This window comes from Phycisphaerales bacterium, from assembly GCA_040217175.1.
Classification (GTDB): domain Bacteria; phylum Planctomycetota; class Phycisphaerae; order Phycisphaerales; family UBA1924; genus JAHCJI01.
On record JAVJNT010000002.1, the window covers coordinates 473,306 to 495,423 of the forward strand.

19 protein-coding genes are annotated in these 22,118 nt (G+C 67.5%); 6 read left to right on the plus strand and 13 right to left on the minus strand.

Going from position 1 to position 22,118, the window contains the following annotated elements; all coding sequences use genetic code 11:
* Positions 1 to 18 precede the first annotated feature (18 nt).
* Positions 19 to 1,317: an aldehyde dehydrogenase family protein gene (locus tag RIA68_09160; protein MEQ8317610.1), complete on the plus strand. Its 1,299-nt coding sequence runs from the start codon at positions 19 to 21 to the stop codon at positions 1,315 to 1,317.
* On the opposite strand, the gene RIA68_09165 is transcribed toward RIA68_09160, so the two are convergent.
* Positions 1,314 to 1,946, minus strand: a complete 633-nt coding sequence (locus tag RIA68_09165; GenBank protein ID MEQ8317611.1) for a GNAT family N-acetyltransferase — start codon at positions 1,944 to 1,946, stop codon at positions 1,314 to 1,316. The two genes, RIA68_09160 and RIA68_09165, sit on opposite strands and share 4 nt — an antisense overlap.
* A 63-nt stretch (positions 1,947 to 2,009) precedes the next feature.
* The gene (gene glmS / locus RIA68_09170) at positions 2,010 to 3,848 is read right to left on the minus strand and encodes a glutamine--fructose-6-phosphate transaminase (isomerizing) (protein ID MEQ8317612.1); all 1,839 of its coding nucleotides are present in this window, start codon (positions 3,846 to 3,848) and stop codon (positions 2,010 to 2,012) included.
* Between the two features lie 209 nt (positions 3,849 to 4,057).
* On the opposite strand from glmS, the gene RIA68_09175 reads away from it, so the two are divergent.
* Genes RIA68_09175 through RIA68_09185 form a run of 3 tightly spaced genes read left to right on the plus strand, consistent with a single transcriptional unit; the run spans position 4,058 to position 7,310 of the window.
* The gene (locus RIA68_09175; GenBank protein ID MEQ8317613.1) at positions 4,058 to 5,497 is read left to right on the plus strand and encodes an FG-GAP repeat protein; all 1,440 of its coding nucleotides are present in this window, start codon (positions 4,058 to 4,060) and stop codon (positions 5,495 to 5,497) included.
* A 40-nt stretch (positions 5,498 to 5,537) separates the two neighbouring features.
* Positions 5,538 to 6,395, plus strand: a complete 858-nt coding sequence (locus tag RIA68_09180) for a GC-type dockerin domain-anchored protein (GenBank protein ID MEQ8317614.1) — start codon at positions 5,538 to 5,540, stop codon at positions 6,393 to 6,395.
* A 42-nt stretch (positions 6,396 to 6,437) separates the two neighbouring features.
* Positions 6,438 to 7,310, plus strand: a complete 873-nt coding sequence (locus tag RIA68_09185) for a thiazole synthase (GenBank protein MEQ8317615.1) — start codon at positions 6,438 to 6,440, stop codon at positions 7,308 to 7,310.
* Here the strand turns inward: RIA68_09185 and RIA68_09190 are convergent, their stop codons facing one another.
* Complete coding sequence (locus tag RIA68_09190) at positions 7,311 to 7,514, minus strand: 4-oxalocrotonate tautomerase family protein (GenBank protein MEQ8317616.1); 204 nt, start codon at positions 7,512 to 7,514, stop codon at positions 7,311 to 7,313.
* A gap of 95 nt (positions 7,515 to 7,609) precedes the next feature.
* On the opposite strand from RIA68_09190, the gene RIA68_09195 reads away from it, so the two are divergent.
* Entirely contained in the window at positions 7,610 to 8,632 is a 1,023-nt protein-coding gene (locus tag RIA68_09195; protein ID MEQ8317617.1) for an NAD(P)-dependent alcohol dehydrogenase, read from the plus strand.
* A gap of 1 nt (position 8,633) precedes the next feature.
* Here RIA68_09195 and RIA68_09200 read toward each other — a convergent pair whose 3' ends face one another.
* From RIA68_09200 to RIA68_09215, 4 genes are all read right to left on the minus strand, one after another.
* Positions 8,634 to 10,901, minus strand: coding sequence for a M14 family zinc carboxypeptidase (locus RIA68_09200; protein MEQ8317618.1), 2,268 nt, complete (start codon positions 10,899 to 10,901; stop codon positions 8,634 to 8,636).
* A gap of 82 nt (positions 10,902 to 10,983) precedes the next feature.
* Positions 10,984 to 11,310, minus strand: coding sequence for a hypothetical protein (locus RIA68_09205; protein MEQ8317619.1), 327 nt, complete (start codon positions 11,308 to 11,310; stop codon positions 10,984 to 10,986).
* Positions 11,303 to 12,736, minus strand: coding sequence for a SpoIIE family protein phosphatase (locus tag RIA68_09210; GenBank protein MEQ8317620.1), 1,434 nt, complete (start codon positions 12,734 to 12,736; stop codon positions 11,303 to 11,305). Before RIA68_09210 ends, RIA68_09205 begins: the two co-directional genes overlap by 8 nt.
* Before the next feature lie 11 nt (positions 12,737 to 12,747).
* Entirely contained in the window at positions 12,748 to 13,353 is a 606-nt protein-coding gene (locus RIA68_09215) for a cob(I)yrinic acid a,c-diamide adenosyltransferase (protein ID MEQ8317621.1), read from the minus strand.
* Between the two features lie 52 nt (positions 13,354 to 13,405).
* Here RIA68_09215 and recJ point away from each other — a divergent pair, with 52 nt between their 5' ends.
* A complete protein-coding gene (gene recJ / locus RIA68_09220) occupies positions 13,406 to 15,184 on the plus strand; it encodes a single-stranded-DNA-specific exonuclease RecJ (GenBank protein ID MEQ8317622.1) in 1,779 nt (592 codons plus the stop codon).
* Positions 15,185 to 15,190: 6 nt separating this feature from the next.
* Here the strand turns inward: recJ and RIA68_09225 are convergent, their stop codons facing one another.
* The 6 genes from RIA68_09225 to RIA68_09250 all read right to left on the minus strand — a co-directional run bounded on the left by RIA68_09225 (position 15,191) and on the right by RIA68_09250 (position 21,944).
* The gene (locus RIA68_09225) at positions 15,191 to 16,465 is read right to left on the minus strand and encodes a tetratricopeptide repeat protein (GenBank protein ID MEQ8317623.1); all 1,275 of its coding nucleotides are present in this window, start codon (positions 16,463 to 16,465) and stop codon (positions 15,191 to 15,193) included.
* A gap of 146 nt (positions 16,466 to 16,611) precedes the next feature.
* Positions 16,612 to 19,875, minus strand: a complete 3,264-nt coding sequence (locus tag RIA68_09230; GenBank protein MEQ8317624.1) for a hypothetical protein — start codon at positions 19,873 to 19,875, stop codon at positions 16,612 to 16,614.
* 200 nt (positions 19,876 to 20,075) lie between these two features.
* A complete protein-coding gene (locus tag RIA68_09235; GenBank protein MEQ8317625.1) occupies positions 20,076 to 20,303 on the minus strand; it encodes a hypothetical protein in 228 nt (75 codons plus the stop codon).
* Positions 20,304 to 20,395: 92 nt separating this feature from the next.
* Positions 20,396 to 20,938 (minus strand): prepilin-type N-terminal cleavage/methylation domain-containing protein, encoded by a 543-nt coding sequence (locus RIA68_09240; GenBank protein ID MEQ8317626.1) that lies wholly within the window; start codon positions 20,936 to 20,938, stop codon positions 20,396 to 20,398.
* A 10-nt stretch (positions 20,939 to 20,948) separates the two neighbouring features.
* Complete coding sequence (locus RIA68_09245) at positions 20,949 to 21,392, minus strand: prepilin-type N-terminal cleavage/methylation domain-containing protein (protein ID MEQ8317627.1); 444 nt, start codon at positions 21,390 to 21,392, stop codon at positions 20,949 to 20,951.
* 90 nt (positions 21,393 to 21,482) lie between these two features.
* Positions 21,483 to 21,944: a prepilin-type N-terminal cleavage/methylation domain-containing protein gene (locus tag RIA68_09250; GenBank protein MEQ8317628.1), complete on the minus strand. Its 462-nt coding sequence runs from the start codon at positions 21,942 to 21,944 to the stop codon at positions 21,483 to 21,485.
* Positions 21,945 to 22,118: the final 174 nt, after the last annotated feature.

A 22,118-nucleotide genomic window follows, 5' to 3' on the forward strand; every position in this document is an offset into this window, starting at 1 on the left:
TCAACTATACTGCTCGCGATGGACGCCGCCTTGCCCGACAGTCATTCCGGAGGGGGAGTCTCCGGACCGTCAGGGGGTTCTCCAGCCTCATGGCTGCTCCGCGAGCGACTCGAGTGGATCCGGCGGTTCCGTCGATCCGTCGTCGAGCATCAAGATAATCTCATCGATCTCGCCGCCGACGAAGTACGAAAGGACCCGTTCGAGACTCTGGTGAGCGACCTCGTGCCGCTGCTAAGCAGCTGCAAGTGGCACGAGCGGCACGCCCGCAGGGTCCTGCGTCCGCAGCGCATTCGCGGGGCGAGCGTGTGGCAGATCGGCCAGCGGCACCGGCTCCATCGGGAGCCCCTAGGCCTGGTGGGCATCATCGCGACCTGGAATTACCCGGTGCAGCTCTTGGGCGTTCAGCTGGTGCAGGCCCTGGTGGCGGGCAATCGGGTGGTCGTCAAGCCCAGCGAGCGATGCCCGAAGACGCAGGCGAAGCTGCTCGAGATCGCCGGCGACGCCGGGCTACCCGAAGGAACGCTCCGAGCCCTCGAGGCCACGCGTGAAGCTGGTGCAGCCATGCTCCGCGACGAGCCGCTCGATCATTTGGTCTTTACGGGCTCCACCGCCGTTGGGCGAGAGATTGCGGCGGCGGTCGGGCCGCGGCTCATTCCCAGCACGCTCGAACTCTCGGGACGCGACTCGGCGTTCGTGCTCCGTGACGCCGACGTCCGGCTCGCCGCGCGATCGATCGGCGCGGCCGTGCGCCTGAACGCGGGGCAGACGTGCATGGCGCCCAGGCGTGTGCTGGTCGACGCGGGCGTCGCCGACGAGTTTACGACACTGCTGGAAGCCGAAGTCGCCAAGAGCGGACCGCTCACCGATTGCGGCGGCAATCAAGCGACGCCGACCGTCGAGCGATGCCTGGCGGGCGATGAACTCGTCACGGGCGACCACTTCGGGCCGGCGATCGCCGTGGTGTCCTGCGACTCCGTCGAACGCATGCTTGAGGTGCACCGCGGCATCGGACAGCATCTGGCGACGAGCATCTTTTCTCGCGACACCGCCGAGGCTCGAGCGCTTGCCCGGCGCTTGGGCGCCGGAACCGTCACCATCAACGACACCATCATTCCCACGGCCCACCCGGGCGCCCCGCTGCCCGCACTTGGCGACAGCGGCTGGGGCCTAAGCCGTGGCGAGCTCGGGTTACTTGCCATGACCCGGCCGGTGCACGTCTCGATGACGAGCCGACGCGTGCGCGTACCGACCGACCCGCCCGAAGCGAAGCAGGTCGAGCAGGTGAAGAAGTTCATTCGCTGGTGGTACGGCCGCTAGGACAGGCTCCGCAACCAGAGTTCGTGCGGGTGGTGCTCGCCTCCCATGTCCTTGTGCTCACGCGTGGTGGGCTGGTGGACGTAGCCGAGGTTTGCGAAGAGGGACTGAGCGCGGCTGTTGGTCGGCTGCACGTAGGCTCGAACGCTTGCGCACCCAAGTCCGCCTGGGAGATCGGCGAGCGCGTGCTCGGTGACCGCCGCGCAGGCCTCGCGAGCAATCCCCTTGCCCCTTGCCTCGGGAGCGAGCCACAATGCAAGCTCGGCGAACCACTCGAGCCCGCGTTCGATGGCGATGAGATTGCAGCAGCCCAAGATGGCGTTCGTGTCTTCGCGATCGAAGATGGCGCGGCGGAGTGCGTTGCCCGTGCGCAGGCCCTTGGCCGTGAGCTCGAGCTGCCGCTTGACGATCTGCTTGGCGTGCTCGCCCGGAAGATTCACGCCGCTGGTGCCGTCGCCCGAAGCGATCAGCGAATCGAGCGCGGCTTCGAACGCCTCGGCATCGTCTCGCGTTGCCGGTCGAAGGATGAGGCGGTCGGTATCGATCCGAGCACCCGGCGTGTCGTGGGCGAAGACCTCGACGGGCCGCGGTGCTGACCGAGAACCGGCTTGGGTATGCTGCGGGCGTTCCATGTGCTTGCCTTCCGTGGCACGTGCGAAGCTGGTAGGACGGACGCTGCTCCGGCGATGATAGGTCTACTCGACCGTCACGCTCTTGGCCAGATTCCGTGGCTTGTCGACGTCGTGGCCGCGGAGGACGGCCGCGTGGTAGGCCATGAGCTGCAGCGGCACGACCGCGAGCATCGGGCTGAGGCATTCGGGCACGTCTGGGATGAAGAACACGTCCTCGGCATGCTTATCGATCTCGCGGTCTCCCTCGGTCGCCACGGCGATGACGTGACCGCCCCGGCTGCGGACCTCGCTGATATTGCTCATGACCTTGTCATACTGGCTTCCGCGGGTGGCGATAAAGACCGCCGGCATCCCGTCGTCGATGAGCGCGATCGGCCCGTGCTTCATCTCTGCGGCAGGCATGCCCTCGGCGTGGATGTAGCTGATCTCCTTGAGCTTCAGTGCGCCTTCGAGCGCCGTTGGGTAGTTGTATCCTCGACCCAGGAACAGCCAATTCTCACGCTCGACGTACTTCTCGGTGATCGAGCGGATGGAGTCGTTGAGTTCGAGGACCTTCTCGATCTTGTCGGGTAAGAGCTCGAGCTCCTTGATCAGGTCGGTGCATTGCTCGGCGCTCATGAAGCGACGCCGGGCCATAAACAGGCTGATCATCGTGAGCACGGCGACCTGGGCCGTGAAGGCCTTAGTGCTCGCGACGCCGATCTCCGGTCCGGCACGCAGGTACACGCCCGCGTCGGTCATACGGGGGATGCTCGAGCCCACGGCGTTGATGACGCCCAGCGCGAGCGCGCCGCGCTCCTTGGCTTCGGTTAGGGCCGCGAGCGTGTCGGCCGTCTCGCCGCTCTGGCTGACGGCCACCACCACCGTGCCCTCTTCGATGATGGGGTTGCGGTAGCGGAACTCGCTGGCGTATTCGCACTCGGCGGGCACCTTGGCGAGGTCCTCGAGCAAGTACTCCCCGATCATGGCCGAGTGCAGGGCCGTGCCCTGGGCGGCCAAGATGACGCGTCTCGAGCGCACGAGCTGGGGGGCGAACTGACGTAGCCCGCCGAGAACGACCATGCCGTCGGCGCTGTTCAGCCGTCCGCGCATGCACGTACGCAGGGCCGCGGGCTGCTCGAAGATCTCCTTCTGCATGAAATGGGCGTAGCCGCCCAGCTCGATCTGCTCCAGGTCGAGCTCGAGTTGCTCGACGCGCGGCGTGACGGGCACGTTGTGGATCGTGCTGGTCGTGAACTTCTCACGCGTGATCTTGCAGACGTTGTAGTCTTCGAGCGGGAAGGCCTGCGTCGTGTGGGCGACGATGGCGGCCGGATCGGATGCGACGACGAACTCGCCGCTGCCCACGCCGACGAGCAGCGCCGAGCCCTTGCGCGCGCAGACGAGCGTATCGGGCTCCCGCTCGCACACCACGGCGATGGCGTACGCGCCGGTGACCTCTCGCAGCGCCGCCTGCACGGACTTTTCCAGGTCCATGCCGTGCTCGGGGTCGTAGAGCTCGCCCATGAGCATGGCGAGCACCTCGGTGTCCGTCTCGCTATGAAACGTGTGGCCGCGCTCGGTGAGGTAGGTGCGCAGGGCGCTGTAGTTCTCGATGATGCCGTTGTGGACCAGGGCGATGCCGTTCGTGTCGTCCCGGTGCGGGTGGGCGTTCGCCTCGGTCACCCCGCCGTGCGTTGCCCAGCGCGTGTGGGCGATGCCCAGCGTGCCCTCGAAGTCCGGGTTGCCCTCCACGATGCCTTCGAGGTTGCTCACGCGTCCGACGGCGCGAGCGACGTGCAGCCCGCCGTCGATGACCGCCATGCCGGCCGAGTCGTAGCCGCGGTATTCCAGCCGCTTGAGGCCCTCGATGAGCAGCGGACGGGCCTGGCGGTGGCCGAGGTAGGCGACGATTCCACACATACACCGAATCTCCTGGGTGTGCCGGCCGCTGCAACGGCCGCGGCACGACCAACGGTACACGATCGGCATTCGGCGGGTTCGCGGGGCAACCAACGCAGCGATGTGACAGTCCGATCCGAAACGGGCCTCGACCGACGGCCCGTAGCCATGAGAAATCGGCCTCGAGCAGCGGCCGAGTCCGACGCCCGCCAGTACCGAGGAGCAGGGATATGAACCCTGATATTATCCGAACCATCGTCGCGTCCATGGTTGCCGCAACGGCCGCGAGCGCCCAGATCGGGACGCCCGCGACCGAACGCCTCACGCCGGCCTCCACCGAGCGGCTCGACCTCGCGGGCTACCAGCTCGCGGCCACCGGCGACTGGCTGTTCGTCGCGCTGCCGCAAGACAACGTCACCGGGTTCAACTCGGGGTCGGTCACGCCGTTCCGATTCGATGACGTGACCGGCGCCTGGGTCGAGGAAGACACGGTCATCAGCATCGGCGCGTACGGCGGGCAGTTCTGGGGCACCGCCATCGCGGCATCGGGCGACACGCTGGTCGTTGGCTCGCCGCAGGACACGCGGCTCGCGCTCGCCGGCGGATTCGTCGAAGTCTTCGAGCGCGTCGGCGACTCGTGGCGGTACACCCAGGACCTCTTCACCATCACGCCCATCGAGCGCGGCGACCTGTTCGGCTCGTCGGTAGCGATCCGTGGCGACTTGCTGGTCGTCGGCTCGCCCTCGGCCCAGAGCCGAGGCCCGTACTCCGGGCGGGTCAGCGTGTTCGAGCGGTTCGGTGATCGATTCGAGCCCGTCGCCGAGTTCGAGCGGGGCGACGAGGACGATCTCTACGGCTGGTCGGTTGCCGTCGGCGATGGCTTCTTCGCCGCGGGTACGTTCAACATCGATGGCGATACGTACACCTACCGAGGCCGCGGCTCGGTCGACGTCTACGAGAAGGTCGGCGACGACTGGCAGCTCACGGCCACGCTCGAGCAGGACGTGCCGGGCTTCAACGAGCGGTTCGGGTGGTCGATGGACGCCGCGAGCGACGTGCTGGTCGTCGGCGCGTACAACGAGGGCTCGGTCCCCTCACTCTTTACCGGCCCGGGTGCGGTCTACGTCTTCGAGAAGGTCGACGGCGTGTGGACGCGCACCGCACGGCTCGAGCCGCCGGACCTCAAGTGGGACCAGCAATTCGGCTTCGACGTCAACCTCTCCGAGGACGGCACGGGCCTGCTCGTGGGCGCCCAGAACGACCCCGAGGTCGCCGAGGACGCGGGCGCGATCTACGCGTACGAGCGCGACGGGCGCTCGTGGCGCTTCGTTCAGAAGTTCGTCTCGCCCGCCTCGACGGCGATCGCGCGCAGCGAGCAGTTCGGCACGAGCGTCGCCTACGCGAAGCCCGGCGCCGATCGGTCCTGGCTCGTCGGCGGCGCACCCGAGTCCGACGAGCTCGGCTTCCGGGCCGGCAACGTCTACGCGGCCGAGCTATCGGGCTGCCCGGTCGATTGCGACGCCAGCGGCGGGCTTGACATCTTCGACTTCCTGTGCTTCCAGACGCTCTTCGCCGCGGGCGACCCAGCGGCCGACTTCGACGACGACGGCGACCTGACCATCTTCGACTTCCTGGCGTTCCAGACGGCGTTCGAGGACGGGTGTGCGTGAGGGCACAGTTAAAACCTGAGCCGAAGGAGGGGGCCTTCGAATGAAGACTCGAGTGACTTTGACCGCCTTGCTGCTGGCCCTCGCATCGAGCCACGCACGGGCCCAGGACGATCCGGAGATCCTGTTCTCTTCGCCGTTTAGTTGGGATGCAGCGTGGATTGGAACCGCGATTCTCGGCATGGGCCTCGGTCCCCACACGACGTTGATTCCGCAGGACGGCCAGGACCTCCTCGATCAGCTCCGCGCCCAGGAATGGGACCTGGTCATCATCCGCTGGCGCTTCGCCTTCGGCCGCGGCTTCGAGGCCGACCTGGCCGACGAGCTCGAGGTCCACGTGCAGCGTGGCGGCAAGCTCATGTTCTCGATGGCGAAGATCGAGCAGAATCCACTGCTCTGGGACACGCTGGGCATTGCGGGAACGGAGAACCTCAAGTTGCCGTTTCCACAGATTCGCGTGCCATTCGGGGGACCCTTAACGCCCGAACTCCGGCACCCGGCGTTCTCGAGCACGTTCGGCATGAATCTTCGTGATGAGACCTTTGGTCCCGATTATGGCGATCGGCTGACGCCCGCACCGGGCGCGTTCCCGATAGCCTTGTTCGAAGACGACCGCGCCCCAGCAGTCATCGTGTCCCGCGCTGGGAGGGTCATCGTTGCCGGACAGGAATGGGACAACTGGGGCGCGAGCAGCATCGACGCCGCGGAGGACCACATCCGCTGGCTCCTGTCCTGCCCCGCCGACCTCGATGGCGACGGCGAGGCAACCGTGTTCGACTTCCTCGAGTTCCAGAACCTGTTCGATGCGAGCGACCCCAGGGCCGATGTGTTCTTCGACGGCCGCCTGGACCTCTTCGACTTCCTGGAGTTCTTCAACCAATTCGAGCACGCGTGTCGCTAGACCGTAGCCCGTGCTGGGGTCGGCGTGCCCCTACGATGGTTCATGACCGCATCGAGCCCCACGTCCGCCCCTGTTTCCACCGACTCGAACGCCCTCGTCGCCCCGCTCACGATCGCCGGCCGAACCGTCGACAGCCGGTTGTTCGTCGGCACCGGCAAGTACGCCAGCTACGACCTCATGCAGCGCGCCCTCGAGGCCAGCGGCTGCCGCGTGGTGACCGTGGCCGTGCGCCGCGAACGCCTCGTGAACGAGAAGGGCGAGAGCCTGCTGGACTACGTCGACACGGGCAAGTACACCATCCTGCCCAACACCGCCGGCTGCTTCACGGCCGACGACGCCGTGCGTGTTGCTCGGCTCGGGCGCGAGCTGCTGAGCCAGATCGACAACCCCGGCCAGGACTGGGTCAAGCTCGAGGTGCTGGGCGACAAGCGCACGCTGCTGCCCGACCCCGTGGGCACCGTCGAGGCCACGAAGCAGCTCATCGACGACGGCTTCAAGGTGCTCGTGTACTCGAGCGACGACCCCATCGTCGCCAAGCGGCTCAAGGACCTGGGCGCTGCAAGCGTCATGCCCGCGGGCAGCCCCATCGGCAGCGGCCGCGGCGTGGTGAACCAGGCCAACATCGTGCTCTGCCTCGAAGCCCTCAAGGACGGCGACCCGGACTATCCGGTGATCGTCGACGCCGGCGTCGGCAGCGCGAGCGACGTGTCGGTCGCGATGGAGCTGGGCGCCGACGGCGTGCTGCTCAACACCGCCATCGCCCACGCCAAGGACCCGGTGCTCATGGCCCACGCCATGCGCCTCGCCCTGGACGCCGGCTACCTGAGCTACCGCAGCGGCCGCATCGAGAAGAAGCTCTACGCGACGGCCAGCAGCCCGTTCGAGGGAGCGATCAGCTACATCCCGGGCGAGTAGTTACTCCGGCTTCTTCGCCCGTAACACGTCGGTCGGCACGCCCGCGAACCCCCAGTTCTGCTCGTCCACCTCGTCGATCACCACATGGGTGTGCTCGGGAGCCTTGCCCAGCACGCGGCCGAGCGTGTCGGTGATCTCGGCGATGATCCGGGCCTTCTGCTCCCGCGTGGCGGCGGGCGTGATGCGGACGTTGACGTAGGGCATGGGGGTCTCCTCGTAGGTCAGGGGGGATACGACACCCCGGGACCTTGCGTTCGGCCGGCCACACTCGGGTAGCATCGGGCAGCCGGAGGTACACCGTGGCACGCACGGTCAAGGCATTGGCGGCACACGAGGCCGGGGGATCGCTCGAACCCTTCGAGTTCGAGCTGGGCGAGCTCGGCGGGCACCAGGTCGACATCGACGTCGTCGCCTGCGGCGTGTGCCACAGCGACCTGTCGATGCTCCAGAACGACTGGGGCATGAGCCAGTATCCGCTGGTGCCGGGCCATGAGGTCGTGGGCACGATCGCCGCCAAGGGCGACCAGATCGACCACCTGGAGGTCGGCCAGACCGTCGGCCTTGGCTGGTTCAGCAAGTCGTGCATGCGCTGCCGCCAGTGCATGGGCGGCGACCACAACATGTGCCCCGACACCGAGGGCACCATCGTCGGGCGGCACGGCGGCTTTGCCAACCGCGTGCGCTGCGACGAGGCGTGGGCGATCCCGATCCCCGACGGCGTCGACGCGAAGACCGCCGGCCCACTGTTCTGCGGGGGCATCACCGTCTTCAATCCCATCGTGCAGCTCGGCGTCTCGCCCACCGACCGCGTGGGCGTCATCGGCATCGGCGGGCTGGGGCACCTGGCGCTGAAGTTCCTCAACGCCTGGGGCTGCGAGGTCACGGCTTTTACGTCCAATCCCGACAAGAAGGGCGATCAGGCCAAGAAGATGGGCGCGCACCGCATCGTCGACTCGACGAGCGACAAGGCACTCGAGGACGAGGCCGGCCGATTCGACCTCATCCTCAACACCGCCAACGCCAATCTGAACTGGAAGGCGTTCCTGAGCGCCCTCGGCCCTCGGGGGGCCCTGCACAGCGTCGGAGCCGTGCCCGACCCGATGGAGGTCGAGGTCTTCGACCTGCTCATGAAGCAGCGGCAGGTGTCTGCCAGCCCGCTCGGCTCGCCCGCGACGATCACGGACATGCTCGAGTTCTGCGGCCGCCACGGCATCGCGCCGGTCACCGAGAGCTTCAAGATGTCGAACACCAACGACGCGCTCCAGCACCTCAAGGACGGCAACGCTCGCTACCGCATCGTCCTCGAACAGGACCTTTCGTAGATCAGAGCTCGAAGAGCCGCTGGAACTCCAGGAAGTCGAAGATCGTCAGCTCGCCGTCGCCGTCCAGATCGGCACGAGGGTCGCCGGCCTGGAACGCGCCCTGGAACGCCAGCATGTCGAATAAGTCGACGACGCCGTTTCGATCGAAGTCGCCAGGGTGGAAGTCACACCGCCGGATGACGGTCCGGACGTCGTCGATGCCAAACTCGCCCAGTACGTCGCCTTCGCCCACGCCGGCGCGGAACCGCGTCATGATCAACCACTCGTAGTGTGGCAAGGGGACGCTTCCCCGGTAGTGCTTCCACGCTGGCTCGTGGTCGGCCTCGAGCGTGACGATGTGTTCCCACGTCGCCCCCTGGTCCGTCGAGACCTCGACCACCATGGCAACGGGCGGGCTGCCGTGCGGGCGAGCGGCCCAGTAGCTGAACTCGAGCTTGCCCGACGCGGGGCCGCGGAATTCCGGACGCCATCCGACGAACCGCATTGACGCGACGCCGTTGACCATGCCATCTTCCGGGTTGGAGGGGGCCGTGGGGTCGGTAAAGAGGCAGCGCGAGCCCTGCAGCGTCGTGTCGTTCTCGGGCTGGAGCGCCGTCGCGACGGGATCGCGCATGCTCCAGAGGCCGGTCGTCGCCGTGTCGCCAATGTCGCGCTCGGCCCAGCCCGACGTCGTTTCGCACGGGTGCAGATTGACCGTCTCGAACTGCGTCGTGACGTCGATGAGCGACCCATCGGCCGGAACGCGGACGACTTGGCCGTCGATCGTCGTCGCCTCGGCGTAGAAACCGGTGACCCAGCGGTCGCACGAGATGCCCATGAGCTCGGCCCGATATGCCTCGTCACCCAGGTGCTCCGCCTCAGCAACGACGAAGTCGCTCTCGCCGTAGACCTGCTGGTAGATCCGCACCGAGGCGGGATCGACTTTGCTGCTGCCGTCCATCGCTTCGACGCGTATGGAGAATGGCTCGCCCAGTCCTACGTAGTTGCGCACGGTACCGCCAGGCGCGTACACGGCCAGCTGAATCGGTCGATCCACGAACTGCCCGAGCGCGATGGCGCCCGCGACGAGCGATCGGCCCCAGGGCTTGATGCGCTCGACGGGACCCATCCATCCCTCGCCAAGCTCGAAGGTCCACGAAAGTGCTTCGAGCTCGTCGAAGGCCCAATCCTTCGACGTGCCGCCGTAGCTGCCGGGCGTGCGCCATCCGATGGTTCGATCGAGGCCGGGTGCGGCACTCATCGCCGCAGCGATCTCCTCGCTGGCTTGCGCAATCAGGGCATACCGCTCGACCGGCAGGCGTCCCTGGTAGCTGTACGGCGTGAAGAGCACGCCGCCCGATGCGTGGACGTCGACCACGGCAGCCACGCGATCCTTCATGGGAAGTAGGAAGTTCCGCAACGCCTGGTTCTCGGGTTCGGAGAACTCGAACTCGCCCGGATAGGTTTCGCCTGATCCGACGCCCCTGCCCCAACCAACGCTGTAGTTGCGATTGTTGTCGACGCCCCAGACGCCGCCCATGCCGTCGCCGCGCCGGTTCTTCCGCCACCAGGCGTAGACGTCGTGCGAGTGTTTCGTGCCATCGGGGTTGAGCAGCGGGATGAAGATGAACTCAAGGCGGTCGAGCAGTTGCGTGATCTCGGGATCATCGCCGTAGCCGCGGACGAACTGCTCGAGCGTGTACATCGATGCCATGTGCGCAACCCACTCGCGGGCGTGCGTCCCACCAATGAGCACCACGGCACGCTTGCCGACCGCCAGTCCTGCGCCGGTGATGCGGTAGGCCTCGATGCGTCGGCCCTCGATCGACAGGCCGATGAGACGCTTCCGCACGATGGTGGGGTTGAGACCCTCGATCAGTTCCAGCCGCTCGGTGAACTCCTCGGGTGTTCGATAGGCCGCATACCAGTCGGTCGCATCACCCGAGCGGGCTGCGTCGTTCTGGGCCCGCATGCTTGCCTCGAACGCGTCGAGGTCTTCAATGATCACCTCGAACTCGAAGCCCCGAGCTCGCAGCGCTGCGGCCTGGGATCGCGACAGCGCTACCTCGATCGGTTGGCCCACGATCGGCGTGTGCGTCCAGAAGTCGGCCCGGAGGGACTCGAGCTGCTCCAGGATCGACCGCGTGGCGTGCGGCACACGAACGACCATCGCGCCGGAAGCCGGCGCCTCGGACGCATTGGCCTGCGGCAGGTCATCTCGGGCGATGGCGAGCGTCGCGAGGGCCAGGGTTGCAGCGGTAAGCATCCACGAGATCGGGTGACTGGTCATGGCTGAGGCCTCCCCGCAAGGTCATACCGGCATCGATGAAGGTGGTTTCGGGCGGCCGAAGATTGAGTAGTTTCCGGCGTCGTCAGCCGAGAACCGGCAGCATGACCGCCATCGACGCAGCAACCAGGAGAAATGCGGCCAGAAAGTACCGGGCGGCGACCCGCTTGCCGTTGTGGGCACCGTCGTGAACGGCCGCGAGGTAGGCCACACGGGCCGACACGATGCCCGTTGGCACGCCGATCGTCAGCGCCAGCAGGGCGTACGACGTCAGGAAGAACGACGAGCCACCCGACCGGACGAAGGGCACGACCAGGGCGACCGGTGCGCTGACCGACGAGATGATCCACGGCACCAGCACGTACGGGCGTGCGGAGGGAGGCGGCGGACCCTGATCGGTCGAGTCACGCATGCTGCCTCGAGCTCTCGGCCGACTCACGCCGCGCTGAGCCCCGCGAGAGCCGCCGCTGGACCTCGATGACCAGCGTGTCATCCTCAGGCATGCCGTGGCGGCGGCCGTCGAGCTCGCCGATGATGCGGCGGGGCCATTCGCCCGGCTCACACTCCGTCCGCGCAAGCATCGCAGTGAGCCACGAGCGGCCGATGCACTTGCCCTGCTCGTTACGGGCCTCCATGGCACCATCCGTGTAGGCGACGAGCATGTCACCCGGCACGAACTTGTGTGTCTGCGGGTCGGCGTGGAAGTCCTCGGGCAGGCAGGCGCCGAGCACGATCGCGGTCGAGTCGAGCTCCTCGATCGTGCCGTCGATGCCGCGCAGGAACATCGGCGGATGGCCGGCGTTCGCGTAGGTAAGCTCGTCGGTCGTCGGATCGACACGCAGGCAAACCGCCGACGCGTAGATGCTGTGCTGGGCGAGCGTCAGGTGCACGTACCGATTCAACAGCGCCGCGACGTGGCCCGGCTCGGCGTGCGGATCTTCGGCAAAGATGCGTTCGAGCTCGCCGTGCAGGCGATTGACCGTCAGCGCGGCGGCCAGGCCGTGGCCCGTGACGTCGAGCAGCACGACGTTGATCGGGACCCGGCCCTCGATGCCCGGGCTCTCGCTGAAGAAGAGGAAGTCTCCACCGATCTGCCGCATGGGCTGGTACGTGTAGCGGAACACGATGTCGCCCACGTCGCGCGGCTCGGGAAACAGGTCCTCGTGGATGCGGCGGGCGTCGGTCATCTCCCGCCGGACCTCGCCGTAGCGGGTCGAGAGGAAGCGCATCTTGTAGGCTCGCATGCGGCTGCTGTGCTTGACGGCGCAGACGGCAAAGCCCGGCGCGACGAACGCCGGAAAGAACGCGAGCCACAGCCAGGCAAGGCTCGGCGGAAGGTTCGTCGCCACGTACGCAACGGCGTGCAGTGCCAGCACGAGGCCGACCGTCTTGTACACCTCGGCGGGCGACCAGGGCAGGAAGATCGACGCCAGGAAGAACGACACGCCGAACCAGAACGTCGCGGCTGGGAACACCCCGCCGAACGAGCCCATCCCCGGCAGGTCGAGCAGCGTCGTGGCAAGGCCCATGACGCCGATGTACACGAGCAAGACGCGAGTCAGCCACAGGAGCGCGGCCTTGTCTGGCTTGCTGCGGTGCACGCGTACGAAGAACCAGACGTATACGCCGATGTCGATGACGGTAATCGCGGTCATGCCCAGGCGAGCACTCAGGGGAACCTCGGCGGCGTTCGCCCACATGAATGCGAGGCCAACGAGGCCGAACGCCCACAACGCCAGCATGGCGCCCAAGAACCAGAGGAACCGACGACGCAGCAGCACGCCGGTCTCGGCTTCGAACTCCTGCGCGAATTCGCTGGTGTACGTGGCGGTCGCCATTTCGGATCGATTCAGGTCGTGGGTTCGTCGGCGTCGCGGTTGGCGCCGGGCTTCCAGAGAACATCGCCGCTGGTGTTCGCGACGCGGCCCAGCACGAACAGCAGGTCGCTCAGCCTATTGAGGTATCGGATTACGGTCGGGTTCGTTTCGTCGGGCTCGGCCTCGAGCACTTCGGTCGACAGCCGCTCGGCCCGGCGAACGATGGTGCGGGCCAGGTGGAGGGCCGCGGCAGCCCGCGTGCCGCCGGGCAGCACGAAGCTCGTGAGAGGCTGCAATCCCTGGTTATACCGGTCGATCAGGTCTTCCAGGCGGTCGACCTGGCCCTCGGTGACCCGCAGCCGCTCGCCCTCCTTGCCGTCGTCCTTCACCGGCGTGCACAGGTCGGCGCCGCAATCGAAGAGGTCGTGCTGGAGGCTCTCCAAGGTGGTCGCCAGCCCCTCGACCGACCCGCCGGCATCCCGGCAGGCGATGATGGCCAGCCCGAGGGCGGCGTTGGCCTCGTCGGTGGTTCCATAGGCGTCGACCCTGGGATCGGCCTTCGCGACGCGGGAACCGTCGCCCAGGCCCGTGCTGCCGTCGTCGCCGGTTCGGGTATAGATCTTGTTCAGCTTCACCATCCGACTGCTTCTCCCGGTGGACCCGCCTGCGAGCCGAACTAGTCTACGGCTCATGCCCCCCGCTGCTCCCCAGTCCGCCCCCCATGCCCTGCCAGCCGGCCCCCGTGGACTGACGAGGCGGTGGCGGCTGCCCGATCCACCGGGGGTGCTCGACCCGTCGCTCCCGCCCCTCGTCGCAAGAGTGCTGGCAGGCCGGCCACACCTAGGCGCGGCCGGCCTCGACCCGAAGCTCACCGGCCTGCACGATCCCTCGGGCATCCCCGACCTCGACCGGGCCGCCGAGATGCTCCTCGAGGCCGGGAGGTCCGGCCAGACCATCGCGATCTACGGCGACTACGACGTCGACGGAACCACGGGCTCGGCCATCCTGCACCACGTCCAGCGCCTGCTGTGCCCGCAGGCGACGCTGCGTCACTACGTGCCCCACCGCCTCCGCGATGGCTACGGCGTGCATGCCCACGCGATCGACACGCTGGCGGGCGCCGGCGCTTCAGTCATCGTGACGGTCGACTGCGGCATCACCGCCGTCGAGCCCGCGAGGCGGGCGCGCGAGCTCGGCGTCCGGCTCATCATCACCGACCACCACAACCCGCCCGCCTCGGTCGAAGAGTTGCCACAAGCCGACGCGGTCGTGCACCCGGGCCGGCCCGATTCGTCGTATCCCTTCGCGGGGCTGTGTGGCGCGGGCGTTGCATTCAAGCTGGCCTGGCGCATGGCGACGCTCGCGGGCGAGGGCGGGCGGGCCGCCGCCGAGCCGCGGGCGCTCTTGCTCGACCTGCTCCCGCTGGTGGCGCTGGGCACGGTGGCCGACGTCTCGCCGCTAATCGACGAGAACCGCATCCTCGTCACGCACGGGCTGGCACTCATGCGTCGTACCCGCGTGCGCGGCCTGGCGGTCCTCGCAGAACGATGCGTGCGCGAGCAGCGGCCGATCAGCGTGGGCGACTTGGGCTTCCGGCTCGGCCCGCGCATCAACGCCCTCGGGCGCGTGGCCGAGGCCGACGAGGCCATCGAGCTGCTCACGACCAGCGACGAGGCGCGAATCGAGTCCATCTGCGACGCGATGGACGAGCTGAACCAGCAGCGCCAGTCGATCGAGAAGCTGATCGTGGAACAGGCGTGCGCCGAGGCCGAGCGCCTTGGCATGGACCGCGACGGACACCGCGCCATCGTGCTAGCCCACGAAGACTGGCACCCGGGCGTCATCGGCATCGCGTGCTCGCGGTTGGTCGAGCGGTACAACCGGCCGGCCATCCTGCTCCAGCGCAGCGGCGACGCGTGCAAGGGGAGCGGCCGCAGCATCCCGGGCTTCAACCTGCACGGTGCGGTCGCTGCCTGCACCGAGTTCGTCGAGTCGTTCGGCGGGCACGACGCCGCGATCGGCCTGAAGGTCTCACCCGATCGGCTTGACGCGTTCTCGGACGCGCTCGTCGCCCACGCCAACGACCGAATCTCCATCAACGATCTCACCCCCGAGATCCGCATCGACGCCGACGCGACGCTGCACGAGCTCGATGAATCGACCGTGCACGCGCTCGAGAAGCTTGGCCCTTTCGGCCGCGGGAATCCGACGCCCCGGCTTCGCCTGCGAGGCGTTCGCGTGGCCCAGGCGCCGATCCTCATGGGCTCGTCGAGCGCCCACCTGTCCGTGCTCGTGCGCGACGAGGCAGGCGCCATGCTCAAGCTCGTGGGCTGGAACTGGGGCCGGCACGCCGAGCACGTCCGCAATGGAGAAACCCTGGACGTGGTCGTCACGCCCAGGGTCGAGGAGTATCGCGGTCGCCGATCGGTGCGCGGCGAGATCGCCGACGTCCGAAGGGCGGATGAGTAGTACGGCTTACTGTCCGTCGTCGGGGATGGTCGCGAACGTCTCGGCGTACTGGGCGTCGAGGGCTGCGATCATGCGGGCCACGTTCTCGTTGCTGGGGTCCAGCTTCTGGGCCGCCTCGAAGCTCGAGCGGGCCAGGCCGGGCATCTCGGCCTGCTGGGCGATGAGGCCCCGCAGGATGAGTGGCGAGGCGTCGCCCTCGCTGCGCTGGATGGCCAGGTCGAGGCTCTGCAGGGCGGCGTCGAGGTCGCCCATGCCGCGCTGCTGCAGGGCACGGAGGAGGTAGCCCTCGCTGCGCTGCGGAGCCAGCGCGATGACGCGGCCGGCGGCGCGACGCACGCGGGCCATGTCGCGCAGCTGGTAGCACACGTGGCCGAGCTGGATCCACGCGTCGAGGTCCTTTTCGCCGCCGTCGCCCTCGGTCAGGCTCACGAGCACGTCGCGCGCCTCGACGGGGCGATCGACCTCGACGAGGCACCGGGCCCGCATGTGCTGCAGGTCGCGGCGGTCGTCGAAGCCCTCCATGTTCATGAGCTCGGCCAGGTTGAACTCGGCCTCGGCGAAGCGGCCGGCGGCCAGCTCGGCGCGAGCGAGATCCTCGAGCACGCCGGGATCATCGGGCGCCAGGAAGCGGGCCTCGGTAAACCAGTCGGAGGCCTGCACGGCGTCGCCGCGCATCATGGCGATGTGGCCCAGCGTCTGGCGGATGCCGGCGTTGTGGCGGTAGAGATCGAGGCGGTCCTTGAGGTAGCTCTCGGCGTCGTCGGTGCGACCGATGTCGATCAGCATCTCGGCGGCGGCGACGGCGTAGATGGCGCGGGCGGTGTCAAGCTCTGCGGCGGCCTGATAACGCTCCATGGCCTGCTCCTTCTCACCAATGCGTTCGTAAGCGACGCCCAGGAAGTACTGGGTGTCCACGTCCTCCGGATCGAGGACCTCGGCCTTGCCCAGCGAGGCCATCGACTCCTCGAAGTTGCCAAGCTCCATCATGATGCGCCCGCGGAGCACGTGCGAGCGCACGACTCCGTCGTTGAGCGCGATCGAGCGGTCGATGTGGTCCAGGGCCTTCTGCGGGTCGCCCGAGAGGAAGGCCTGGCGGGCCATGTCCCACTCGGTGCCGCTCTTCATGCCGGCCATGCGCTCGGCCGCGGCGTTCCGCGCCTCGGCCGAGGTGCGACCGTTGCCCGAGCACCCGGTCAGGGCCATCGCTCCCACCACCGCGCCGGCCAAGAGTGCGAGCTTGGCGGCCTGCGTCGTCGAGTTCATGCGTCGTTCGTTGTGCATCGTCCTGCGTCCTCTCGCCGCCCGTCGGAACGGGCTCGGGCTGTTCGACGCGTGCCTACTGCGCGCGTCCGGCTGCTACGTACCTTCGGCCCTTTCGAGGCCACGCTGAACCGGACGTGCATGCGCACGTCCGGGTGATGGGGTTATCAGTCCTGCAACTGGTTCTCGGAAGCTTCGCCGTCCTCCGAGCCGGGCTCGGCCTCGGGCGTTGTCTCGGTCTCGGTCTCGCCCTCGCCGTCGAGCTCGAAGTCGGCCTCGACCGGCTCGAGCTCGAGGGTCGTGGTCCCGCTCGCGGACTCGGTCCAGCTCGTGGGCTCGGTGTATCCGTCCCGCGAGACGCTGGGCGACCACTCGAAGCTGTTGAAGCTCAGCGAGGCGAGGAGCGCTTCCTCGAACTGGTCCTCGATCTGGGCCTCGATGGGGCTCGACTCGTCGAAGCTCGGCGTGAACTCGACGGGCTCGGGCATCTCGACCTCGGTCGGAGCATCGGCCGACGAGATGGTCAGCGGCGCGTTGGCGGTCGTGCTGCCGCCGGTCTCGGTCACGACGTCACTGGTCGAACCACCAACGAAGCCGTCATCGGACTCGGTCTCGGTCTCGTTCGCGCCTTGGGCCTCGGCGAGCGCTTCGGCTTCGGCCAGGCGAGCAGCCTCAAAGGCCTCTTCCTGAGCGATACGCTCGGCCTCAACGATCGCCGCGGCCTCGTCGGCGGCGGCCTGCTGGGCGGCGGCGAGCGCAGCTGCCTCGGCAGCAACACGCTCGGCCTCCTGTTGGGCGATGACGTCCAGCGGGAGCACGCGGATCACCTTGCCCTCCTCGACGTAGCCGAGGTTCTGCTGGCCGAGCACCGCGTCGAGGGTCTCCTCGAGCGACAGGCCGTAGAGCGAAGCGCTGATCGTGCCGGCAACTTCCGGCGAGACGATGATGCTGCGGCGAGCCTGGCTGGAGAGATCCCGCAGGAAGGCCGGCAGCGGCGCGTCCTGCACGTCGACGTCGAAGGTGCGAGCCTCGGCGTCGTAGCTGATGACGGGGGTCTCGTCGGCGATCGTCGTCTCGACGTCGTCGCTGATCGACTCGGCATCTTCGACGGCCTCGGCATCGACCTCGTCGGCGGCGGCGCCGATCTCGGCCTGGGCGAGGCTGTTGATCCAATCGGAGCCCTCGAACGCGCTCTCGCTGCTCTCGGCCTCTTCGATCGACTCAATGCTGGTGTCTTCGTCGGACGCGACTTCGCGGGCGCTGGCCAGCTCGTCTTCCTCGAAGCTCGCGTCGGCCGCGGCGAGTGCCTCGGCTTCGGCGGCGGCCGGATCGATCGACTCGATCTCCTCGGTAACCTCGCCGGAGTCTTCGCTGGCGGTTGCGACCATCGTGTCCGTGTCCTCACCGGACTCAACGTCCGATTCGGGCTCGGCGTCGGTCTGGGCGTCGGCGATGACGGTCTCGGGCTCGTCGCTGGCGGCGGCCTCGGTGGCGTTCGCATCGGCGGCCCCGGTCAGCGTGTCGATCTCGCTCTCGAGCGACACGCCCTCGTCGATGATGTCGACCTCGGTAGGCACGTACATGTCACCGTGCTCGTCGAGATAGAGGTCCATCTCGGTGTGGAACGTGCTCTGCAGCACGCTCATGGTCGGCCAGTCGTGCACCTTGGTGGTGAGTCGCTCGAGCAGCAGGCGGGCCTGCGGCTGGTTGGGGTTGAGCGAGAGCGAGCGGCGGACGCAGTACAGTGCCTTCTTGGTGTTGCCCTGCGAGGCGTGCTGCTGGGCCTCGACCAGCAGACGCGAGGCCTGCTTGTCTCGGCTGAAGGGCAGCAAGCCCTCGCGGGTGCCAGCCACGGCGCTGTCGATCAGGCTCTTGGCACGCTCGGCGTGCTCGGACACGATCTGGTCGTTCACGATCGTCGGCGTGATCATGAAGATGATCTCCGCGCGATCGGTGCTGTCCTCGCGGCCGCGGAACGGCGCACCGATGAACGGCAGGTCGGCGATCCAGGGAACCTGGCGGCGCGTGTACTGGGTGCGCTCGCGGAACAGGCCGCCCAGCACGATGGTCTGCCCGTCGCGGACCATGACGTTGGCCGTCAGCTCGTTGGTCGTCTCGTCGGGGATGGTCACGGCGGCGCCGCCCGAGTCGGTGGCATCGCGGATGACGGCCTCGGACACCTGCGGCTTGAGCTCCAGGCGGATCAGTCCGTCGCGCGAGACGAACGGACGGAAGTAGAGCTGGGTACCGGTGTCGAGGAACTCGACGGTCTGGGTCGTACCAGTCTGCGTCGTAGTGCTGCTCAGGTAGCCGACGCGCTCGCCCACGAGCACGCGGGCCGGCTGGCGGTTGAGCGTCAGCACCTTCGGACGCGCGATGATCGTGGTGTCGGTCACCTCGTCCAGCACGCGAAGGAAGGCGGCGAAGTCGCCGTCGACGTAGCCGACTTTCAGCGTGGCCGGGCCGTCGGTTCGACCGACGCTCGACACGGCGCCGTTGGCGCTGCCGTTGTTGCTGCTCGGCAGCGCCGTGGGCGAACCGGTGATGTCCTGGCCCTGGCCGTTGATCAGGTTGTTCACGGCGTTGAGCGGGCCGCCCAGGAAGTCGCCGAAGTTCATGTTGCCGATGATCGAGAAGTCGACGCCGAAGGCGTTGTTCTCGGTCAGGGCAGCCTGCAGGATGGTGGCTTCGACGAGAACCTGGCTTGGCTTGGTGTCGATCTGGACCAGCAGGTCGCGGATCGCGTCGACGTTCTCCTCGAAGTCGACCACGACGATGAACGCTTCGGTCGCCAGGTCGTCGGCGCCCACCGGCGCGTTATCGGGAATCTGGAACGGCGAGGTCTTCCCGGGCGCCTTGATCTGGCCGTTCTCGCTCAGGAGCGCCTGTGCGAACTCGGCGGCGTCGCTCGAGTTGATGTAGTCCAGCGGGATGACCGCCGTCGTACGCTCGCGGCTGCTCTCGATGAGCGTCTTGATCTCTTCGGCCGTATAGACGTAGATGAAGTTGCCTTCTTCGACGTAGCCAAAACCGTTGACGTGGAGGATGGCATCGAGTGCCTCGTAGAACGTCACGCCGTAGAGGGTGGCGGTGACGTTGGCGGCCACGTTGCGGCTCGCCACGATGTTCCGCTGGCTCTGGATCGAAAGAAGCTGCAGCACGTCGGCCAGGTCCTCGTCGACGACGTGCAGGTCGACGATGAGGTGCTCGTCGACCTTGACCTCGCCCTGGATCGGCACCCGGGCGCCGTCGCCCTTTTCGGCCTTGTCCGGAGAGATGAGCTCGGGTACCTTCTCGAGCGAGAATGCGTCGCCCGATTGGGCAAGCGAGGCGGGGCTGCCGGCCAACGCGCCAAGCGCCGCGGCCGAGGCGGTGGTCAGCGTCACGTTCGTCCCGGACGCGGTCTGCTTGTTGCTGCTGTGAACCGTCATTGTGCTGTTCCCTCGATCCGTGGTGTGTCGACGCAGTGCCTGATGCTCACGGCCCCTGCGGCTCGTGCATGGCAACGTGCCCCCTATTCCTCGACACTCTGCCAAACGCTCTTCTTGATGCAGCACCCCAAATCGAAACAACCGGCCAACCTGTGCTACATGGGCAAGGCCTGCCGGTCGTACGGAGTATGGCGATTGGCTCAGCGTGCGTCGCGAGCGGTGTCGCTCTTGGCGCTGCCGGGCTGCGTCTGCTTGGTCTCGGGCGCCGCGTAGGCCTGGCGGGGCACGTCGGTGACCAGCCGCAGTCGCAGCCAGATCAGGGCCGTGAAGAGGAGCACCGCAAGGGCGAGCCCAAAACCCGAGCGTCCGAGAAACGCCGCCATCGCCGTGCGGGTTTGTTGACGCGTCACTTGCTGGGTCGTTGCCATGGCAGGATGCCCCTCCGACCTCGTATGTCGGAGGTCCGGCAGCTTGCGTTGAGTGAAAGTGTGCAGCGACCAGGAGAACCGCGGGCGGCGGCCTACTCGCGCTCGACGAGCACGCGGCCCGTATAGGCCTCGACGGTGATGCGGAAGGTCTGGCCGATCGCGTCGCGGATCAGGATGAATCCGCCCGAGCTCGGGCGATCGCCCGTGGCCGTTTCGACGGGTCCACCGAGCTCGTCGAAGATCAGGATGCCGTCGCCGTCGAAGTCGACCTCGACGATGGCGGCGCCGGCGGTGTTATCTTCATCGAAGATGACCTCGTAGCGGGCTCCGTCACGCGTGATGTCGAACAGCGCGTCGACGTCCGGATCGATGACCGAACCGCGGACCTCGCACAACACGTATCGACCCTCGCCCTCGAAGAACACGATCGCGCGGCGAGACTGGTAGGCAACGGCATCGCTCTGGGCGAAGGTGATATCGGACACCACCTCACGAACGGCGGCCTGGACCCGGAGGTTGCCGGCCGAACCCATCGACGGGACCACCATCGCGGCGGCCGTCCCGAGGATGGCCACCACGACGAGAACCTCGAGCAGCGTGTAAGCGCGGGCGCGCATGGCGGATCCTTTCGTCACGGGTCGATGGTTACGGCAGGCGAGGAAGCGGAATGTCCTCGTCGTCGAATCCCCCCGCCCAGACACGGCCGGTCGCCGCGTCATAGATCCACGCATGGTCGGTCTGGTAGGCCGCATCGGGTGCATCGCCGAACGCAATGACGCGGCGATTCTCCCCGCCCACGTACGAGTTGACCGGCGGCGACATGAGGTAGCTCGTGGTATCTCCCACGATCTCACCCCAGGTTCCGTCGCCCTCTTCGATGCTCGGGAAGGCGTCTTCGCGCGAGCGGTACACGACGATGTGGCGTCGGATCTTGCCCAGGTCGTACAGCGTCGAGTTGACCTGCGACTCTTCCTGGGCCCCCACCATCTGCGGCACCACGATCGCCGCCAGCAGCGCGAGGATCACCACCACGATGAGGATTTCGACGAGCGTGAATGCGGTACGCACCGCGGAGACGCCGTAGGCCATTGCTCGAAACCTCCGTCAATGCCTGCTACCCGAAAGGCCCGACCCGGGTGTTGCCCCGGGGCAGGCGAAGAATCATGCAAACCGAACGATTTACGGCTCGATCCACTCGCCGGTGGCCTCGTCGAAACCGTTCATCCAGATGCGACCGGTGTCCTCGTCGTAGACCCAACCGTCATCGCCAGCGGCGACGGCGTCCGCGGGAGCAGCGTCACCATCGACGACGGTGGCGGTGCCGGTGCGGGGGTTCTGGGGAGCGACGCGGAGGTAATCCGCGTTGACGATGCTGGTCCAGCCGCCAGCCGGCTCGGTGAGCGGGTCGGCCGCGTCACCGTCGAAGATGTCGTCCAGAGCCGGGGGAGTGCCGTTGTTGCGAACGCGGAACAGCTCGATCTGGTTGCGAACCGTCTGGAGCTGGCTCTCCGCGCTGCTCACCTGAGCATCCTCGCTGGCGCTGGTGAACTGAGGAATGACGATCGCGGCCAGGATGCCGAGGATCACCACAACGATCAGAATTTCAACAAGCGTAAACGCCTTACGAACCTGTGCGCGCATCTTGCGTGCCCTCCTAGGTACCCGCCGCCCGAGCTCTCGCCGAACCCTTCGGCATCGCGTCGTCACGCTCGCGCGGGCGACCATCTGTCACGGTCCCCGGCAGGCACCTTGCCTACCGCGGCCACATGCAGCATCGGATTCGTGCGTGCCCCGGTCCGGCGACGGTGCTCGGTC

Coding starts and splice junctions, on each gene's coding strand:
- RIA68_09160 (MEQ8317610.1), top strand. CDS start 19: ATGGACGCCGCCTTGCCCGACAGTCATTCCGGAGGGGGAGTCTCCGGA.
- RIA68_09165 (MEQ8317611.1), bottom strand. CDS start 1,946: ATGGAACGCCCGCAGCATACCCAAGCCGGTTCTCGGTCAGCACCGCGG.
- glmS (MEQ8317612.1), bottom strand. CDS start 3,848: ATGTGTGGAATCGTCGCCTACCTCGGCCACCGCCAGGCCCGTCCGCTG.
- RIA68_09175 (MEQ8317613.1), top strand. CDS start 4,058: ATGAACCCTGATATTATCCGAACCATCGTCGCGTCCATGGTTGCCGCA.
- RIA68_09180 (MEQ8317614.1), top strand. CDS start 5,538: ATGAAGACTCGAGTGACTTTGACCGCCTTGCTGCTGGCCCTCGCATCG.
- RIA68_09185 (MEQ8317615.1), top strand. CDS start 6,438: ATGACCGCATCGAGCCCCACGTCCGCCCCTGTTTCCACCGACTCGAAC.
- RIA68_09190 (MEQ8317616.1), bottom strand. CDS start 7,514: ATGCCCTACGTCAACGTCCGCATCACGCCCGCCGCCACGCGGGAGCAG.
- RIA68_09200 (MEQ8317618.1), bottom strand. CDS start 10,901: ATGACCAGTCACCCGATCTCGTGGATGCTTACCGCTGCAACCCTGGCC.
- RIA68_09205 (MEQ8317619.1), bottom strand. CDS start 11,310: ATGCGTGACTCGACCGATCAGGGTCCGCCGCCTCCCTCCGCACGCCCG.
- RIA68_09210 (MEQ8317620.1), bottom strand. CDS start 12,736: ATGGCGACCGCCACGTACACCAGCGAATTCGCGCAGGAGTTCGAAGCC.
- RIA68_09215 (MEQ8317621.1), bottom strand. CDS start 13,353: ATGGTGAAGCTGAACAAGATCTATACCCGAACCGGCGACGACGGCAGC.
- recJ (MEQ8317622.1), top strand. CDS start 13,406: ATGCCCCCCGCTGCTCCCCAGTCCGCCCCCCATGCCCTGCCAGCCGGC.
- RIA68_09225 (MEQ8317623.1), bottom strand. CDS start 16,465: ATGCACAACGAACGACGCATGAACTCGACGACGCAGGCCGCCAAGCTC.
- RIA68_09230 (MEQ8317624.1), bottom strand. CDS start 19,875: ATGACGGTTCACAGCAGCAACAAGCAGACCGCGTCCGGGACGAACGTG.
- RIA68_09235 (MEQ8317625.1), bottom strand. CDS start 20,303: ATGGCAACGACCCAGCAAGTGACGCGTCAACAAACCCGCACGGCGATG.
- RIA68_09245 (MEQ8317627.1), bottom strand. CDS start 21,392: ATGGCCTACGGCGTCTCCGCGGTGCGTACCGCATTCACGCTCGTCGAA.
- RIA68_09250 (MEQ8317628.1), bottom strand. CDS start 21,944: ATGCGCGCACAGGTTCGTAAGGCGTTTACGCTTGTTGAAATTCTGATC.